At 43.1% G+C, this 18,275-nt stretch carries 11 protein-coding genes and 1 pseudogene; 5 read left to right on the forward strand and 7 right to left on the reverse strand.

The window, feature by feature from the left end; genetic code table 11:
- The first annotated feature begins 55 nt into the window (after positions 1–55).
- On the forward strand, positions 56–2,299 hold the full coding sequence (locus tag O9316_RS07315) for a M1 family metallopeptidase (protein WP_298205496.1): 2,244 nt from the start codon (positions 56–58) through the stop codon (positions 2,297–2,299).
- A 41-nt stretch (positions 2,300–2,340) separates the two neighbouring features.
- Here O9316_RS07315 and O9316_RS07320 read toward each other — a convergent pair whose 3' ends face one another.
- From O9316_RS07320 to clpB, 3 genes are all read right to left on the reverse strand, one after another.
- Complete coding sequence (locus tag O9316_RS07320; RefSeq protein WP_298205497.1) at positions 2,341–2,859, reverse strand: DUF4199 domain-containing protein; 519 nt, start codon at positions 2,857–2,859, stop codon at positions 2,341–2,343.
- Positions 2,860–2,935: 76 nt separating this feature from the next.
- Positions 2,936–3,391: an RDD family protein gene (locus O9316_RS07325; protein WP_298205498.1), complete on the reverse strand. Its 456-nt coding sequence runs from the start codon at positions 3,389–3,391 to the stop codon at positions 2,936–2,938.
- 97 nt (positions 3,392–3,488) lie between these two features.
- A complete protein-coding gene (gene clpB, locus O9316_RS07330; RefSeq protein WP_298205499.1) occupies positions 3,489–6,077 on the reverse strand; it encodes an ATP-dependent chaperone ClpB in 2,589 nt (862 codons plus the stop codon).
- A 207-nt stretch (positions 6,078–6,284) separates the two neighbouring features.
- Between clpB and ytxJ the strand changes: the two genes are divergently transcribed.
- Positions 6,285–6,668: a bacillithiol system redox-active protein YtxJ gene (gene ytxJ, locus O9316_RS07335; RefSeq protein ID WP_298205500.1), complete on the forward strand. Its 384-nt coding sequence runs from the start codon at positions 6,285–6,287 to the stop codon at positions 6,666–6,668.
- A 146-nt stretch (positions 6,669–6,814) separates the two neighbouring features.
- On the opposite strand, the gene O9316_RS07340 is transcribed toward ytxJ, so the two are convergent.
- The 4 genes from O9316_RS07340 to fahA all read right to left on the reverse strand — a co-directional run bounded on the left by O9316_RS07340 (position 6,815) and on the right by fahA (position 11,564).
- The gene (locus tag O9316_RS07340; protein WP_298205501.1) at positions 6,815–7,900 is read right to left on the reverse strand and encodes an agmatine/peptidylarginine deiminase; all 1,086 of its coding nucleotides are present in this window, start codon (positions 7,898–7,900) and stop codon (positions 6,815–6,817) included.
- A complete protein-coding gene (locus O9316_RS07345) occupies positions 7,890–8,765 on the reverse strand; it encodes a carbon-nitrogen hydrolase (protein ID WP_298205502.1) in 876 nt (291 codons plus the stop codon). Before O9316_RS07345 ends, O9316_RS07340 begins: the two co-directional genes overlap by 11 nt.
- A gap of 322 nt (positions 8,766–9,087) precedes the next feature.
- Positions 9,088–10,272, reverse strand: coding sequence for a hypothetical protein (locus tag O9316_RS07350; protein ID WP_298205503.1), 1,185 nt, complete (start codon positions 10,270–10,272; stop codon positions 9,088–9,090).
- A gap of 11 nt (positions 10,273–10,283) precedes the next feature.
- Positions 10,284–11,564, reverse strand: a complete 1,281-nt coding sequence (fahA, locus tag O9316_RS07355; protein ID WP_298205504.1) for a fumarylacetoacetase — start codon at positions 11,562–11,564, stop codon at positions 10,284–10,286.
- 113 nt (positions 11,565–11,677) lie between these two features.
- Between fahA and glyA the strand changes: the two genes are divergently transcribed.
- The 3 genes and pseudogenes from glyA to O9316_RS07370 form a co-directional block, all read left to right on the forward strand.
- Positions 11,678–12,952, forward strand: a complete 1,275-nt coding sequence (glyA, locus tag O9316_RS07360; protein WP_298205506.1) for a serine hydroxymethyltransferase — start codon at positions 11,678–11,680, stop codon at positions 12,950–12,952.
- A 188-nt stretch (positions 12,953–13,140) separates the two neighbouring features.
- On the forward strand, positions 13,141–15,519 hold the full coding sequence (locus tag O9316_RS07365) for a LysM peptidoglycan-binding domain-containing protein (RefSeq protein WP_298205508.1): 2,379 nt from the start codon (positions 13,141–13,143) through the stop codon (positions 15,517–15,519).
- 89 nt (positions 15,520–15,608) lie between these two features.
- Positions 15,609–18,275 (forward strand): annotated as a pseudogene (locus O9316_RS07370) (hypothetical protein); the annotation flags it as partial.

The following is an 18,275-nucleotide window of genomic DNA, read 5'->3' on the forward strand; positions in this document are numbered from 1 at the left end:
CCCAAGGAAAATGGCACTTTTTTTCATTTATTTGTTGTACTTAATTTTTACAAACATGAAACGCGTATTGAAACCCTTTTTTCTAGGACTTTTGGGATTGTTTTCTACAGTGACCCTAGCCCAGCAGCAACGTCCTGAATCTATTTATGATTACAATGAAGCATTCGGAAATCATTTTTACACCAAGAATGGAACCGATACCCGATCAGCGAGTGGGCAACCCGGCCCTAAATACTGGCAAAACCGTGCCGATTATCAAATTGCAGTTACACTCAACGCAGACACCAAAGAAGTTTCGGGAACTGAGTTTTTGACGTATACAAACAACAGTCCTGACAAATTGGAATTTTTGTGGATGAATTTGGATCAAAATTTATTTAAAAAAGATTCCCGGGGCAATGCGGTTATTCCCATGAAAGGAAGCCGAAACGGTGCAAAAGGTCAGGATTTTGACGGCGGTTTTCAAATCAAATCGCTAAAAATGATTACCCAAATCAACGGTAAAACGTCGGAAAAAGAGTTGCCCTTTATCATCACCGATACCCGCATGCAAATCAAATTACCCCAAGGTTTGGCTGGAAACGGAACGAAGATTAAATTGAAAATGGACTTTTCCTTTGTTTCCCCCGACTATGGTTCGGACCGTATGGGTGTTCTCGAAACCAAAAACGGTCGCATTTTTACGATGGCGCAATGGTATCCCCGCATGTGTGTGTATGACGACGTTCGCGGTTGGAATACCCATCCTTACCAAGGCGCGGGCGAGTTTTACTTGGAGTATGGCGATTTTGAAGTCTCCATTACTGCACCTTCCAACCATATCGTGGTAGCCTCAGGGGAATTGCTCAATCCAAGTGAAGTATACACGCCCGAACAAGTAAAGCGATGGAATACAGCCAAAAACAGTGATGCTACGGTAATTATCAGAGGCGCCAGTGAAATTGGCCAATCCGAATCGCGACCTACTGCAAAAAAACAACTTACTTGGAAATTTAAAATCAGTAATTCCCGCGATTTTTCGTGGGCTTCCTCCCCGGCTTTTATCATCGATGCGGCACGTATAAATTTGCCTAGTGGTAAAAAATCGTTAGCCATTTCGGCCTATCCTGTTGAAAGTGATGGACAAGGCGCTTGGGCACGTTCAACCGAATATACCAAAGCCTCTATTGAAAATTATTCCAAACGTTGGTATGAATATCCCTATGCTACGGCCATCAATGTCGCCGGAAATGAAGGTGGGATGGAGTATCCTGGAATTGTCTTTTGTAGTTGGGAATCAAAAGGTGCCGATCTTTGGGGCGTGACCGATCATGAGTTTGGTCATATTTGGTTCCCTATGATAGTCGGGTCCAACGAACGTCTTTTCGCTTGGATGGATGAAGGATTGAACACCTTTATCAATTCCATTAGCTCGCAAGACTTTAATAATGGCGAATACCGTCAACCTAAAGAGGATATGCATGCCGCCGCTGATGTATTGATGAATCCAAGAATGGAACCCATCATGGCTGCTCCGGATAATATGCAAGAGGATAATTTAGGAATTCTAGCGTATTATAAACCCGGCGCAGGAATGACCCTATTGCGTAAGATTTTGGGGGAAGAGCGATTTGATTTTGCGTTACGCACCTACATTCAACGTTGGGCATACAAGCATCCGCAACCGGAAGATTTTTTCCGTACCATGGAAAATGTAAGCGGTGAAGATTTAAGTTGGTTATGGCGCGGTTGGTTTTACAACAATTGGCGTGCCGATCAAGCGATCAAAAAAGTACGTTATGAGAAAAACGATCCCAAGCGCGGAGCCATTGTTACAATCGCTAACTTAGAGCGTATGCCGATGCCTGTTGTAGTAGCGTATAAAACGGAATCGGGGGCCACAGGGCGTCTTTCGTTACCGGTTGAGATTTGGAAACGCAATGTGTATTGGACTTTCCGTATTCCTTCAACAGAAGCTTTGGCCTCTATTACGTTGGATCCTGACCACGATTATCCCGATGTTAATTCAGAAAACAATACCTGGACGTTACAGAAGGATGGAATTGCAAAAACAAAAGATTTTTCGTCTTACACCGGAAACTATTCAAGCGCATTAATACCTTTGAAAATAGAGTTGACCGAGGACGATGACAATTTGATGTTGAATGCAGCGGGGCAACCTTCAATTCCGCTTGAAGACAAAGGCAATCATTTGTTTACCTTCGAACCCGCCGAATTATCGATTCAATTCACCGAAGATAAACAAGGATTTGTACTCACGGTAGGCAAACAAAGTTTTGGATTCACACGTGATAAATAAATAAAAAGAAACCCTCATTAATTTTTGAGGGTTTTCTTTTTTTAGGAAGTTTTGTTTTTTCGTAAAATAAAGGCCGCTAACAACGCAATCATAAATCCAAAAGGAAATATTTCTGAGAACGTTATCCCAAAACGAAATAATGGATTTTTATAGTTTTCCGCCATTTCTGAAACTTTATTTAATTCTGTTTGAAGCGCCTCACCGGTCAAACCAGAAGCTTTGAGTTGAGCGATTTGATCGGCAGAAAATTGTTCCATGAAGTTTGGAAATACCCACTGAAATTCAACCATCCAAACAATCGTGTAACTTAGCGAAGCAATAACTGCAATAGTGAGTCCGATTTTTAGCGCTTCCCAAAAAGGGAGATGTCCTAAATGGTCTCTTTTGTAACGCTCTAATGCAAAATAAATGGCCGAAAAACCCAGCAACATGCCTGCGAAACCTATAGCCATGGAGGCTGGTTTTTGATTATAATGCGCATACAAAACCGTCGAAATGATCATGCATACTACGATAATCAGGGAGGCGATTAAACTGTAGCGTAAAACATATTTTTTCATACGTTGTTTATTTTTTGGTTAGGTCATGTAAACGTACAAAAAAAATAATTTAGACAAAGTGCGATCCTAAATGAATTTATTCCCAACGGTTTACCACTTTGGTATGGGCAAATGCATCATAAATTCCCGAGCGATTTTTGTTGAGGAGTATCCAAATGAATCCAAGTCCAAAAAGCAAATAAGCTGGAACTTTTAATACATTTCGTTTGAGAGATTGCTCCCAGCTCAAGGGTTCATTCATCCCATTGACGACTTTGATGCCCATCAATCTTTTGCCCCACGTTCCTTGCCAAGGAGAAGCTTCGAGAATAAAACAAAGTAAGGCCCAAAAGCCAAAAGCGTGCAGGCGAACAGCACTTCGAAGGGTCGCGTAACCTTCAGGATTCTCTTTTTTCAATTGGACATCCCAAATCGAAAATCCATGAACCCAATAGTAATAACATAAAACAATGATTATAATAGGAACCATGTCAACCAAGTAGGCTGCAAGTCGCTTCCCAGGGGTAGCAGTGGCATAGAGGGAATAGTCCATTTTTTTTAGGTTGAAAGTACAAATTAAATGCAAAAAAACCTAACCCACACCGAAGTGCAGGCTAGGCTATCAACTAAACCAACCTTTAAATTATGTTTTATTGATTGCGGAAGACCAATTTCCCATCAAAGCTATCCAATAGGATGATGCTGTCGGTGGTGATGGTTCCGGCTAATATTTCTTTGGATAATTGATTCAAGACTTCGCGTTGTACCACTCGTTTCACTGGTCGCGCACCAAATTCGGCATCGTAGCCTTTGGCCGCTAAATAATCAACTGCCTCAGGAGTGGCATCCATGGTGATGTGTTGTTGTGCCAACATTTTGGTGACCTGTTTCAATTGCAAATGCACGATTTGACGAATATTATCTTGGGTCAACGGCGTAAACATGACGATCTCATCAATTCGGTTCAGGAATTCGGGTCGTACCGTTTGTTTGAGTAAGCCCAGCACTTCCACTTTGGCCAATTCGGCGGCTGTTTCGACGTTACCTTTGAGGTTCTCGAACTTTTCTTGGATAATCGCACTACCCATATTCGAAGTCATGATGATGATCGTGTTTTTGAAGTCAGCTAAGCGTCCTTTATTGTCGGTTAAACGCCCTTCATCCAAGACTTGCAACAAGATGTTAAACGTATCGGGATGCGTTTTTTCAATTTCGTCCAACAAAACCACACTGTAGGGTTTTCGGCGCACGGCTTCGGTCAATTGACCGCCTTCATCATACCCCACATAACCGGGAGGCGCACCTACTAATCGACTCACGCTGTGGCGTTCTTGGTATTCACTCATGTCGATACGGGTGATGGCATTTTCATCGTCAAAAAGGTATTCGGCGAGTGCTTTTGCCAACTCGGTTTTCCCGACACCGGTAGTTCCTAAAAACAGGAAGGAACCAATCGGTTTTTTGGCGTCTTGTAATCCAGCCCGACTGCGGCGTACAGCATCACTGATGGCGGCAATGGCTTCTTCTTGACCCACTACACGTTTGTGGAGTTCGTCCTCTAATTTCAACAACTTCTCACGTTCGCTTTGCAGCATTTTGGTCACAGGAATTCCCGTCCATTTGGCTACCACTTCGGCGATATCATCATGGGTCACTTCTTCTTTGATTAAGGAATCGCCCTTTTGATTTTCTTGCAATTGGTTTTGTAGTGCATTGAGTTGTTCTTGGGCTTCTTTGATTTTTCCATAGCGCAATTCGGCTACTTTTCCATAATCGCCTTCCCGTTCGGCACGCTCGGCTTCCAGTTTATAGTCCTCGATGTTTTGTTTTACATTTTGGATGTTTTCTACGACTTCTTTTTCTGATTTCCATTTAGCAAAGATCTCATTGCGCTCCTCTTTTAAGTTGGCCAAATCCAATCCTAACGACTTTAACTTGGTTTCATCTTGCTCGCGTTTAATCGCTTCGATCTCGATTTCCAACTGCATGATTTTACGATCGAGTACATCCAATTCTTCGGGTTTGGAATTGATTTCCATACGCAGTTTGGAAGCGGCTTCGTCCATTAAATCAATGGCTTTGTCGGGAAGAAAACGATTGGTAATATAGCGTTGTGAGAGTTCGACCGCCGCAATAATCGCATCGTCTTTGATTCGCACTTTGTGGTGGGTTTCGTATTTCTCTTTGATCCCCCTTAGGATTGAAATGGCACTCTCCGTATCGGGTTCGTCTACATTGACTTTTTGAAAACGGCGTTCAAGTGCTTTATCTTTTTCAAAATATTTTTGGTATTCGTCTAAAGTAGTAGCACCAATCGCTCTGAGTTCGCCACGGGCTAAGGCCGGTTTTAAAATATTGGCCGCATCCATAGCACCGTCACCGCCACCAGCTCCGACTAGCGTATGGATTTCGTCAATAAACAAAACGATATCTCCCTCGGCGGAGGTGACTTCTTTCACCACAGATTTTAAACGTTCTTCAAATTCCCCTTTGTATTTTGCACCCGCAATTAAGGCACCCATATCGAGTGAAAAGACGATTTTATCTTTTAAGTTCTCGGGTACATCACCATCGACAATACGATGGGCGAGCCCTTCGGCGATGGCAGTTTTCCCTACACCGGGTTCGCCAATCAACATCGGGTTGTTTTTGGTGCGGCGGGTGAGGATTTGCAATACGCGTCGAATTTCTTCATCGCGACCAATGACAGGGTCGAGTTTCCCAGTTCGGGCTAATTCGTTGAGGTTTTTAGCGTATTTATTTAAGGCGTTGTAGGTTTCCTCTGCCGAAGTCGAAGTAACGCGTTCGCCTTTGCGTAATTCAGCAATAGCGGCTTCCAAGCCTTTTTCGGTAACACCTTGGTCTTTTAAGATTTGGGCGATTTTACTTTTGGATTTAAAGATGGCGAGGACTAAATGTTCGATCGAAATGTATTCATCGTTCATTTTCTTAGCGAGGATACCGGCTTCGGTCAAAGCGTTATTGGCTTCACGGGACAGCATGATGTCACCCCCTGAAACTTTTGGGAAGCTCTGTAGTGTGCTGTCTAAAATGCGTTGAAACAACTCGACATTGACGTTGAGCTTTTTCAAGAGAAAAGGCGTTACGTTTTCATCAACTTCCAAAATTCCTTTGAAAAGATGTTCGTTTTCGAGTTGCTGGTGTCCGTAGGCTTGTGCAATTTGTTGGGCTTGTTGCAGCGCCTCTTGAGACTTGATGGTTAAGTTTTTTAAATTCATTTTTGTTTTCCTTTGTGTGTTGTGGAATAAACGTTTTGAAAACGTCAAATAGATTTTGTCAATAAGCATTCCATTTGGGTTAGGCTGTCAAATTGGCTGAAAATCAATGATCTCACATTACTTTTGCTGACCTTTTGTCGTGAAATCCTGACTCCATTGACTGCATGTGGCTTACCTTATTTTTGTAATTTTGAAAAAAAAAGAACAATGAGTCTATTGGGATCTTTATTTAGCGGAAACACCTCCGAATCTTCATCGAATATCAATTGGTTTAAGTTAACGGATTTAAACGATTTAGAGTCGATGATCCAAGAATCTTTCCAACATCCTGTAGTCGTTTTCAAGCACAGTACCCGATGCAGTATCAGTCGGATGGCGTTGCGTCAATTTGAGGCCGATTGGAATTTGGAGGGTAAAATCACCCCTTACTTTTTGGATTTGTTGGAATACCGACCGATATCTAATGCCATTGCAGAGCGGTTGGGTGTTGTTCACCAATCGCCGCAAGTGATTGTAATCAAAGACGGGCAAGCGGTGTATGATGCTTCGCATGAAGGCATAGCCGTAGTGGCTTTGGCACCGTTTGGGTAAGTGGTTTCGAAGTACATGCGTTCTTTTTTAGCCCCGATTGAAGTGGCATCCCCCGAGCTATCGGGGATAGAACGGAAAGCGGGTGGGACGCGCTAAAAGCACTACAGTTCTTGCTCCAAAAAAAAGCCCAATGAAGGGCTTTCGTTTTATACTATAATCGAGGGTTCTTGTTGACTCAAGCAATGGAAACTTCCGAGACCCCAAATCAGGTCGACAGAGTTGATGCCCACCACGCGTCGGGTAGGGAAGCACTGCTGAATGGTATCCAACGCGCGATCGTCGTTTTTCAAGTCTTGAAACGTAGGTACGATCACTGTTTCGTTGGAAATGTAGAAATTAGCGTACGAAGCGGGTAGAATTTGATCCTCATAAATCACCGGTTTCGGCATGGGGAGTTCGACCACATTCAACTGCTTACCGTTTTCCAAACGCATTTGGTGTAACAGTTTCAAGTTCTCTTGCAGAATTTCGTAATTCGCATCGTTTTTATTTTCTTCCACCACGGTCAATACGGTATCTTCATTGACAAAGCGCGTGATGTCGTCAATATGGCCGTCGGTGTCGTCACCAATGATACCGTCGCCCAGCCAAAGAATATGGTCAACGCCATAAAAGTTGTGAAGGTATTCTTCAATTTGCGCTTGGTTTAAATGCGGATTACGGTTTTCGTTTAATAAACAAGCGGTGGTCGTCATTAATGTGCCACGTCCGTTGAATTCCACACTACCGCCTTCCATGACAATACCGGGATTGAATACCGGTAAGCCTAATTTTTCACCAATTTTCGTCGGAATCACATCGTCCAAATCAAACGGAGGATATTTACCGCCCCAGGCATTGTACCCCCAATCCACAATGGCTTTTTTCGCTTCTGATTTATGCAAAAGAAAGGCCGGACCGTGATCGCGGCACCACGCATCGTTGGTGGGATGATGGTAAAAAGAGATACGTGTCCAACGGTTGGCGAAATCACTGATGGTTTGGGCGTACGCGGAAGTTTTAATTTTTTGTTCGGCGAAAGCTTGCATGGCCGCATCGGCTACGTTAATGCATACGCGCTGGTGCGAAGCCACTTGCAATATAAATTCGGCATACGGATCAAAAATGGTATGAATTTTACCCGGCCATGATTCTTCTTTATGTGGCCATGAGAGCCAAAGGGCCTCTTGGGGTGCAAATTCAGCTGGGAAATAATAACCTAAAGCTTGGGGAGTCGCCAAATTAGTCTTCATCAATAAAACGTTTGGTGATTGGAGCATAGCTATCAATGCGGCGATCCCGTAGGAAAGGCCAATGCATACGGAAATAATCGGATTGATTTAAATCTAAGGGCACGACAGTGGTTTCTTCTTGGTCGTGAGTTCCTAAATACAATAATTTCCCTTGACCATTGGCAACAAAACTACCGCCCCAGAATTTCATGGCGCCATTTTGTTCAAAGCCAACACGGTTAACACTCACAACAGGGACACCATTGGCGACCGCATGGGAACGTTGAATCGTTTGCCACGCATTGTATTGGTCTTGGTTGGTTTCTTCGTCTTGATCGGTGGCCCAACCAATTGCCGTGGGGTAGAATAGGATTTCTGCGCCCATCAAAGCTGTGATACGACTGGCTTCGGGGTACCATTGGTCCCAACAAATTAAAATCCCGATTTTGGCAAATTTGGTTTGGAATACTTTATAACCTAAATCACCGGGTGTGAAATAGAATTTTTCATAGAATGCCGGATCATCGGGGATATGCATTTTGCGGTATTTCCCGAGGTAGGTTCCATCGGCATCCAAAACAGCTGTGGTATTGTGGTAAATGCCGTGGGTGCGTTTTTCAAATAGCGATGCGATGATGACTACACCCAATTCTTTGGCTACAGCAGAAAGCGCATCGGTACTGGGCCCGGGTATCGCTTCTGCGAGTTGGAAGTTGTCGTAATCTTCGACATCACAAAAATATAAGGAAGTAAATAATTCCTGAAGACAAACAATTTGTGCGCCTTTTTCGGCGGCCACGCGTATTTCGCGTATTGCTTTTTCAAGGTTAGCGGCTTTGTCTTGGGTACACGACATTTGTACCAAACCTACATTTACATTTGCCATAGTATTTGAAAAATTTTTGCAAAAGTAGCTAAAAATAAAACGTGAATTGGGGAAGCTTTCCTTTTGTGATTATTTTCGATCGGGATAAATGAGTCCCATCAGCAAGCTAACCGCTAAGCACACAATAATATTCATTGGAGAAGGAGAAACGCTGAACTCGTTTAGGGCATCGATTTCAAAAAAGAATTGAAATAAGAAATGGGTAGCATCATAAGCACAGCTGCTACAAAAAACTTCCGTGCATAGTACAAAATTTAGTACTTGTAATACGGAGAAAGTTATGCCGCTGATGATGATTTTTCGTATCAATGATTTATTTGGTTTAGTTTCGCAAACGATGGCGGCTGATGATTTCTTTCAATTTATTTTTAAGATTTTGTCCCGAATCGGCGACCATTTGTTCATTGCTTGGAAAAGGAACGGCCACCCGATCGAAAAAGGGTAGATAATTGCTTTCACACGCTTGTTTGTTGCCTTTGTAACGTGCATAGATATGTTCGAAGACAAATTCACTACTCAACGGATAGGTGTTGAGCAATTGATTGGTTTTTAGGTCCAAATAGTCAATTTTGGCAGTGACTTGAACTGTTTTAAACTGACGGAATTCAAAAATGGTAATCGATACATTTTTCATATTATCAACCATTACGAAATTTCCTTGTTGATCTTTCACGGGATTTCCATTGGCATCCAAAAGTCTTTTTTGTCCGTCTTTGACTTGTTTTTCCTTCACAAATTCGCGTTCTTTCACTTGTTCTGGAGAAATGTTGATGGCTCTAAAATTGACCAAAATTCCATAATCATAGGTAATTCCTTTGACGCGATTACTATGGTAAACGGTCCACGGATCGTTGAGTCCCATGGTACTAAAGTCCAGTAAATCATTTTCCAAGCGAATGGGAATAACCATTTGCGTTTCATTTTTGGTGTACACATGAACGTAATCGGTTCCTTTTTGACGGGCCTCATCCATTAATTGGGCGGTGTCTTTGAACCCTGGGCTAAGTTCTTGTAGGTAATTAAGGTCGTCGAAAGCCCGGCGAAAATTCATTTTATCCCGAGTAGCAAGCAGTGCTTTGGCATTATCATACAGGTGTTTGGCTAGCGCATTTTTGCTACTTACGATTTGGTCACTATAATTATCAAAATCAAAGGTAGCCTTACGGTTTTGACTGATAACCCGAAGTGGCAATAAGGGTTTGATGCGTTCCTGCCGTTGGTGCAAGGCGACATAGGTATTGTAAATCTTTTCCGTATTGGAGGGATTGGCGTCCTTAAACCAAAGTTCAATTTGTTGTAAATCGCGTGCTTTGGCTTTGGCGAAGGCCTCTTCAAGAAAAAGAACATACTCTTGTTTTCCTTTAGCGTCTTTTCGTTGGCGTAAATTATCGATTGCGATTTGAATCGCTTGATCGTAATTTCCTTCGGCTAATGCGTTCTGTGTTTGGCGGACACCACAACTTGCAACAAAAAATAAAGCTATGAAGAATACATTAATTTTTTTCATGGTAGTTTACATTAAAAAGGTAACGCCGGTAAAAGTTTACTACTGCATTCACCGAAGCCTATTCGTACCCGATCATTTTGGCAATACCCGCGTAGGATGACAGTGTCGTTATCTTCAATAAATTTTCGTTCGGAGCCATCGGTAAGGCGCAACGGATTTTTCCCGCCCCAAGTGAGTTCCAGCATCGAACCATAGCTGTCTTCTGTGGGGCCAGATATAGTTCCACTTCCCATCATATCGCCCGAATTGACACGACATCCGTTGATGGTATGATGCGCGAGTTGCTGTGCCATGGTCCAATACATGTATTTAAAGTTGGATCGGGAAATCACTGTTTCGGTACTGTTTTCGGGTTGTAAAGCCACTTCCAAATGAATATCAAAAGCATGATTTCCTTCTTGCTGCAAATAGGGTAACGGTTTTGGGTTTTGCGCAGGACTGGCTACGCGAAAGGGTTCAAGCGCATCCATGATCACAATCCAAGGGGAGATGGAGGAGGCAAAGTTTTTAGCCAAAAACGGACCTAGCGGGACATATTCCCATTTTTGGATATCACGCGCGCTCCAATCATTGAAGAGTACCATTCCGAAAATGTAATCTTCCGCTTCATGGATAGGTACGGGTTCCCCCATAACATTTGCATCGGTAGTAATGAATGCCATTTCCAATTCAAAATCAACCAATTTGGAGGGGCCAAACACCGGCGAAGTGGCGTCAGCAGGTAAGGTTTGCCCCAAAGGGCGGTGTACGGGTACTCCAGAAGGGATGATGGTCGAACTGCGTCCGTGGTAACCTACTGGAATGTGAAGCCAATTGGGAAGCAAAGCATTTTCGGGATCGCGAAACATTTTTCCCACATTAGTAGCATGCTCTTTACTGCTGTAAAAATCGGTGTAATCGCCAATTTGTACAGGAAGTAACATTTCCACATCTTGTATTTGGAAAATCACAATTTTACGCTGCTCCATATTGTCGCGTAAAGTCGGATTGTTGATTTCAAACAAATCAGAGAGACGGTTGCGCACTTGGCGCCAAGTTTTTTTCCCGTAAGCAATAAAGTCATTTAAGGAATCTTGTAGAAACATATCATCGGGGAGTCCCAAGTCGTCAAAATAACCTAATTGCTGTAAAGCGCCCATATCAATTGCGAAATCACCAATTCGTGTTCCAATAGTGATCACATCTTCTTTGGTTAAAAAAACACCAAAAGGAATATTTTGAATAGGGAAGTCGCTGTTTTCAGGAACAGTAAGCCAAGTTTTTCGATCGGGGTTATTTGCGTATTGCGGCATAGGGTCGTTGTTGATTTGTTGTTGAAAAAATTACAACCAAATATAGACGTTCCAATCTATTTGACCAACAGAATTTGTAATTTTGGGGAGCTTTAATGAAAAACCCTTAAAAAATGCAACGAGACGAACAAATCTTCGATTTAATCCTGGACGAACAGGACCGACAAATACATGGAATTGAGCTGATTGCTTCCGAGAATTTCGTGAGTGATCAAGTGATGGAAGCAGCAGGCTCCTGTTTGACCAATAAATATGCCGAGGGATATCCTGGAAAACGGTATTATGGAGGTTGTGAAGTCGTTGATATTGTTGAGCAAATCGCAATTGATCGTGCCAAAGCCCTGTTTGGTGCCGCCTATGTGAATGTGCAACCGCATTCGGGCTCGCAAGCGAATACTGCAGTTTTTGCCGCTTGTTTAAAGCCTGGAGATACCATTTTAGGATTTGACCTCTCGCACGGAGGCCACTTGACGCATGGCTCTCCAGTGAACTTTTCAGGAAAGTTATACCGCCCTGTGTTTTATGGTGTGGACCAAGAAACAGGATTGTTGAATTACGATAAAATTCAAGAGATCGCCCTGAGGGAAAAACCCAAAATGATTATCGCTGGAGCTTCGGCTTATTCGAGAGATATGGATTTCAAGCGGTTTCGTGAAATCGCCGATAGCGTTGGCGCTTTATTGTTGGCCGATATTTCACATCCTGCGGGTTTGATTGCCAAAGGCTTGCTAAACGATCCGATTCCGCATTGCCACATTGTGACGACCACAACGCATAAAACTTTACGTGGACCGCGTGGGGGAATGATAATGATGGGCAATGATTTTGAGAATCCTTGGGGATTAACGACTCCCAAAGGGGAGATTCGTATGATGTCGCATGTTTTGGATATGTCTGTTTTTCCAGGAAATCAAGGCGGCCCCTTAATGCATATTATAGCCGCTAAGGCCGTGGCTTTTGGAGAGGCGTTGACCGATGAATTTTTTAGATATACGTTACAGGTCCAAAAAAATGCCCAAGCCATGGCCAATGCCTTTGTAAAAAGAGGCTATCATTTGATTTCTGGCGGTACCGATAATCACATGATGTTGATTGATTTACGCAACAAAGGGATTACTGGTAAAGACGCTGAAAATGCCTTGGTAAAAGCAGATATCACGGTCAATAAAAACATGGTACCATTTGATGATAAATCGCCCTTTGTGACTTCTGGAATACGCGTGGGAACACCTGCAATTACTACCCGTGGTTTGGTCGAAGCGGATATGGAGACGGTGGTTGATTTTATCGATCGCGTTTTGATGAATCCCAACGATGAAGCGGTTATTGCGCAAGTGACTGAAGAAGTCAATGCCTTAATGGGAGAACGTGCTATGTTTGTCTTCTAACTTTTAATAACTAGCCTAAATTTATTAATAACTTTTAATTTAGTGTTAATAACGTGTTAATAACTACCGTTGTTGGGGATGTCCGACAGCGGTTTTTTCTTTAATTTTAGGGTGATTTTCACATTATTTTATTGATGAAAAACCCTGTAAAAAACACACTTCATAGGTTGTTAATAACATTGCTTTTTGTGGGCCAATTGCTTTTAGCGCAAGAAGGCCAAAAAACCCATGTAGTTGCTGAGGGTGAGACGCTTGCTAAAGTAGCGCAAAAGTATAAAGTGACCCCTTATGATATTATCAAATTGAATCCCAATGCTGCGCAAGGGGTGAAAGCTAATGATGTGTTGGTTATTCCAAAATCGGTTGTTGTTGCGGGTGTCACAGAGGCAACAAGTGTCGAAGAAAGCAAGAATATTCTTTCACAAAAACCAGCGACTGCTACGGATAAGGTTCGAAATTTCTCGAGTGAATTTAAAACTCATATTGTACAGCCCGGTGAAACTAAGTTTGGATTAGGGAAATTGTATGGGATAAGTATTCCAGTATTGGAGGAGCAAAATCCGCATATCGTTTTGGGACTCCAAGCGGGACATGTATTAAAAATTAAAGGAACAACGGCTTATCAGCAGGATTTGTCTTCGTATCGACGTCAGGTATTAAATAAAAATCTTCGCGATTATACGGTAATGAAGGGAGAGACGTTGTTTGGCTTATCGAAGCGGTTTGGTATTTCTTTGGCCGAATTGATGGCGATGAATCAGGAGCGGATTGTGGGGGTTTTAAAAGAAGGGCAGTTATTGCATGTTCCTGCGGACCAATATACCAATGATAAAGCGATTTGGCATGAAGTAGTCGCTGGCGAAACCAAGTTTGGATTGTCGCGGCGTTACAAGGTGACTATAAATGCGCTCGAGTCAACTAATCCGCAAATTGTTCGCATGTTGCAAACGGGACAGCGTATACGTATTCCGGTTGAATCAGCGACAGGGGTTGCAGAAGCAAAAGAAAATAAAGCTGTTGAAACTGTACAACAAGATTCTAAAAAGGATGTTGTTTCCCCAAAAGCTAAAGCCATCGTTGCTGAAAATCCGATTTCAGTATCATCAGAAACGAAAGAAACGCCCCAAACGGTTAAAACTCCTGAGTCGGTTCCAGCAGAATCTGTGGCTCAAAGTAGGGATGCTTCAGCGCGCCTAAATAGGGATGATTTGGTAGATTATACCATTCAGCCCAAAGAGACCTTGTTTGGTTTGTCGAAACGGGCGAATATGAAAATCATAGATTTTTTAGAGCTTAATCCGATGCTTTCCAAAGGCGTGCAAATTGGAATGGTAATAAAAATGCCAAAAGACGCTCAAGCCTTTGTGCCTGAAACTTCCAATACACTTGCCACTACAGCTGTTGACGTTGTTCCTACCACCGATGTGGTGGTATCAAAAGAAGAGCCGACCGCAACAAAAGAGCGTGAAAGTGCAACTCCTTCTGTGATGGAGTTTAAGGATGTGCTAAAAACAGCTGATCTTACCTCGGTAAAGCGATTTGCCTTTATGGTTTCTTTTTCAGAAGCCGATTGGCAACGTGCCCAACAAACATTCCCCGATATTCAAATTGCTGATGAGAGTTCCCGACTCGAGATTATGTATCATATGGGGGTTCAAAAAGCATTGGATTCCTTAAACACGTTAGGTTATACGATTTCTTCAAAAATGATTCATGCCGAAGGGACAAAAAAATCGTTTGATTTGAAGAAAATGACAGCTAATCGCGTGTGGAAAGGAATGGATGCAGCCTTTTTAAGTGGAAATTGCTCCATTGAAAAGATGCCATTTTTACCGTTGCCATTAATTACAGCAGTAGACATAGAAGGGTTGAAATCCAAAAAAGTCGTAGCTATTCAGCCTGAAATGAAAGTGAGAGATCGCGTACTGGATGTGTTGGTGCCTTTAAATGCAAATGTAATTGTGGTGAGTAGTTTTACCGATGAAAATAAAAAACAGCAAATACTCAAAAAAATACCGCAAGCACAATATGCTTTGGTGTCTGAACGAACAGGATTGGATAATGAAGATTTAAAACGCTTGCTGGTGAAAGGCAAAATGAATGTGATTATCTTGGAAACGACCAAGAATAGTATGATTATCAGTGCAACCAATACCTTGCTCAATGCCGTAACCGATTACAATATTCAAGTGGCTTTGTTGGAACCCAACTTGATTGATTATTATAAAAATGTTTCCCCACTTCGCATGAACATATTGCGAACAGTATATCCAACCTATGCACCTATTGAAAAAAATCAATCCTATATAAATTTTGTGACCCATTATCGAAAGGTATATCGCGATGAACCCGATTTGGTTTACATGCAAGGATTTGATATTGTATTTGATATCGCTCTACGAATGGCGCAAGCTCAAGGGTTGTCCCATTCATTGCAACACGATAAAACAAAACAAACACTCCTTCAATTTGAATACGATTCAAAAAGTTTAGATCACTATGAGAATCGTACTTTTTTTCTTTTGCAACGAGAAATCAATGGTACTCTAAAAGTAATTAATCCTTGATGAAAGCGATGATTGTTTTTTGTATCTTTGAAGAACTCGGAAAGGGAAAAATCAAAAAGAAGTAGTAATACCCTAATTTGATTTCGCCTATGAATCGTTCTTTACAACGTTTTTTACTACAATCTCTCTATAACGGGCTTGGGATTTTTATATTCATTTTTTCCCAATGGGTATACGCCCAATGTCCTACGGTAACCAATACCTCCCAATCTTTTTGTAATACAGAATCGCCCACCATTGCTAATTTAAATGCAATTAATAATGGAGGAGGGGTCGCATGGTTCAGTTCGACCACATCAACAACACCCCTTTCGCCCGGGGCAGGTTTGGTTAATGGTGCAACCTATTATGCCGATAATGCAGCTGGCAATTGCGGCACACGGCAACCTGTTACAGTAACGATCTTTGCGGCGCCCACAGGACAAAATTTTCAAGGGGTTTGTGTTGATAATCCACTTGAAGCGACTATTGCCAACTTGATTGCCAATGGGAATAATATTCGTTGGTACACAACTCCAGCGGGAGGCACGCCACTGCCAACGACCACTGTATTAACAGACAACACCATTTATTATGCGAGTCAAACCAATCCTGATACGGGATGTGAGACTTCACGTTTGGCGGTTTTTGTCAATGTTGGTGTGGTGCCTGTTCCAACAGGACCTGCAATACAATCTTTTTGTCTTTCGCTAGGAAACACACCGACCGTTGCTAATTTGCAAGCGAGTGGGACAAACAATTGGTATGCAACGGTCTCTTCAGCGGTGGTTTTAGATCCGGCTACACCTCTTATAAACGGTGAGACCTATTATGCGACTACTGTGGATCCACCCTGTGAAAGTATTAACCGTTTAGAAATTACGGTACAATTATTGCCACCTACCGATGCAGGTACAGATGGAACATTAGCTTTGTGTTCCAATGCCTTGACCGTAAATCCCAACCGTAATTTATTTTCAATTTTAGGAGGAAGTCCACAAACGACAGGAACATGGAGTGGACCTCTACCTACCACCAATGGTCATCTCGGAACGGTGAATATTAGTACATTAACCGCAGCAGGAAGTCCGTACATTTTCACCTATACAGTTACCAATGCCGCTTGCCCGCCCGATACAGCAACCGTTACCATCACGGTTTCTAATCCTGTAAATGCTGGGAATGATGCGTCACTAACGGTTTGTTCTAATAACCCTTCTGTTAATTTGTTTCCATTGCTCGGAACAACGGCACAAGCCGGTGGTGTTTGGTCTCCGCCGCTAGCAAGTGGAACCGGTGTTTTTAATCCAGCCGTAGATCCATCGGGAACGTATACCTACACCGTTACAGGTCCCAACGCCTGTGGTAATGATACAGCGATTGTTACGGTTACCGTAAATACAGCTGCTAATGCTGGTACTTCAGCCAATACAACCGTTTGTGCTTTAGGTCCTTCAGTGAATCTTTTTACTATTCTTGGTGGAACTCCACAATCAGGTGGTGTTTGGTCACCTGCATTGGCAAGTGGTACAGGCGTTTTTAATCCTTTACTGGATCCGCCAGGAACTTACACTTACACTGTAACAGGAATACCTCCTTGTACGAATGCTTCTGCAAATGTTACAGTAACATTGACACCCGGTATAACCCCTCTTTTCACCCAAGTGCCTCCAATTTGTCAAGGGGCATCATTAACGGCCTTACCAACCACGTCCAACAACGGCATTACCGGAACTTGGTCCCCCGCTTTAAACAATACAGCTACGACCACCTATACGTTTACTCCAACAGCAGGACAGTGTGCGACCACGGCCACGATGACCATTACGGTGAACCCGAATATTGTTCCCACCTTCACCCAAGTGCCTCCAATTTGTCAAGGTGCACCACTAACGGCCTTACCAACCACGTCCAACAACGGCATTACTGGAACTTGGTCCCCCGCTTTAAACAATACAACAACAACCACCTATACGTTTACTCCAACAGCAGGACAGTGTGCGACCACGGCCACGATGACCATTACGGTGAACCCGAATATTGTTCCCGCCTTCACCCAAGTGCCCCCGATTTGTCAAGGCGCGCCACTATCGGCTTTACCAACCACGTCCAACAACGGCATTACCGGAACTTGGTCCCCCGCTTTAAACAATACAACAACCACCACCTATACGTTTACTCCAACAGCGGGACAGTGTGCGACCACGGCCACGATGACCATTACGGTGAACCCGAATATCGTTCCCACTTTCACCCAAGTGCCCCCGATTTGTCAAGGGGCACCACTAACGGCTTTACCCACCACGTCCAACAACGGCATAACCGGAACTTGGTCCCCCGCTTTAAACAATACAGCTACAACTACCTATACGTTTACTCCAACAGCAGGACAGTGTGCGACCACGGCCACGATGACCATTACGGTGAACCCGAATATCGTTCCCACCTTCACCCAAGTGCCTCCAATTTGTCAAGGCGCACCACTAACGGCCTTACCAACCACGTCCAATAATGGCATTACCGGAACTTGGTCACCGGCATTAAACAATACGGCTACGACCACCTATACGTTTACCCCAAGTACAAGTGTAAACTGTGAAGTCACTGCAACAATGACAATTACAGTTGTACCACAACCCAATGCGGGAACGGACGGCACATTAGTGATATGTTCGAATGCTACCCCGACCGATTTGTTTTTAAGTTTAGGAGGAGCGCCTCAAGCAGGAGGAACGTGGACACCGGCTTTGGCTAGTGGCACGGGCTTATTTAATCCT

It is taken from the genome of Flavobacterium sp., from assembly GCF_027533505.1.
Classification (GTDB): domain Bacteria; phylum Bacteroidota; class Bacteroidia; order Flavobacteriales; family Flavobacteriaceae; genus Flavobacterium.

Excerpts from the sequence above, each read along its gene's own strand:
- clpB (WP_298205499.1), bottom strand. The coding sequence starts at position 6,077 with ATGAATTTAAAAAACTTAACCATCAAGTCTCAAGAGGCGCTGCAACAA.
- ytxJ (WP_298205500.1), top strand. The coding sequence starts at position 6,285 with ATGAGTCTATTGGGATCTTTATTTAGCGGAAACACCTCCGAATCTTCA.
- glyA (WP_298205506.1), top strand. The coding sequence starts at position 11,678 with ATGCAACGAGACGAACAAATCTTCGATTTAATCCTGGACGAACAGGAC.
- fahA (WP_298205504.1), bottom strand. The coding sequence starts at position 11,564 with ATGCCGCAATACGCAAATAACCCCGATCGAAAAACTTGGCTTACTGTT.
- O9316_RS07315 (WP_298205496.1), top strand. The coding sequence starts at position 56 with ATGAAACGCGTATTGAAACCCTTTTTTCTAGGACTTTTGGGATTGTTT.
- O9316_RS07350 (WP_298205503.1), bottom strand. The coding sequence starts at position 10,272 with ATGAAAAAAATTAATGTATTCTTCATAGCTTTATTTTTTGTTGCAAGT.
- O9316_RS07325 (WP_298205498.1), bottom strand. The coding sequence starts at position 3,391 with ATGGACTATTCCCTCTATGCCACTGCTACCCCTGGGAAGCGACTTGCA.
- O9316_RS07345 (WP_298205502.1), bottom strand. The coding sequence starts at position 8,765 with ATGGCAAATGTAAATGTAGGTTTGGTACAAATGTCGTGTACCCAAGAC.
- O9316_RS07320 (WP_298205497.1), bottom strand. The coding sequence starts at position 2,859 with ATGAAAAAATATGTTTTACGCTACAGTTTAATCGCCTCCCTGATTATC.
- O9316_RS07340 (WP_298205501.1), bottom strand. The coding sequence starts at position 7,900 with ATGAAGACTAATTTGGCGACTCCCCAAGCTTTAGGTTATTATTTCCCA.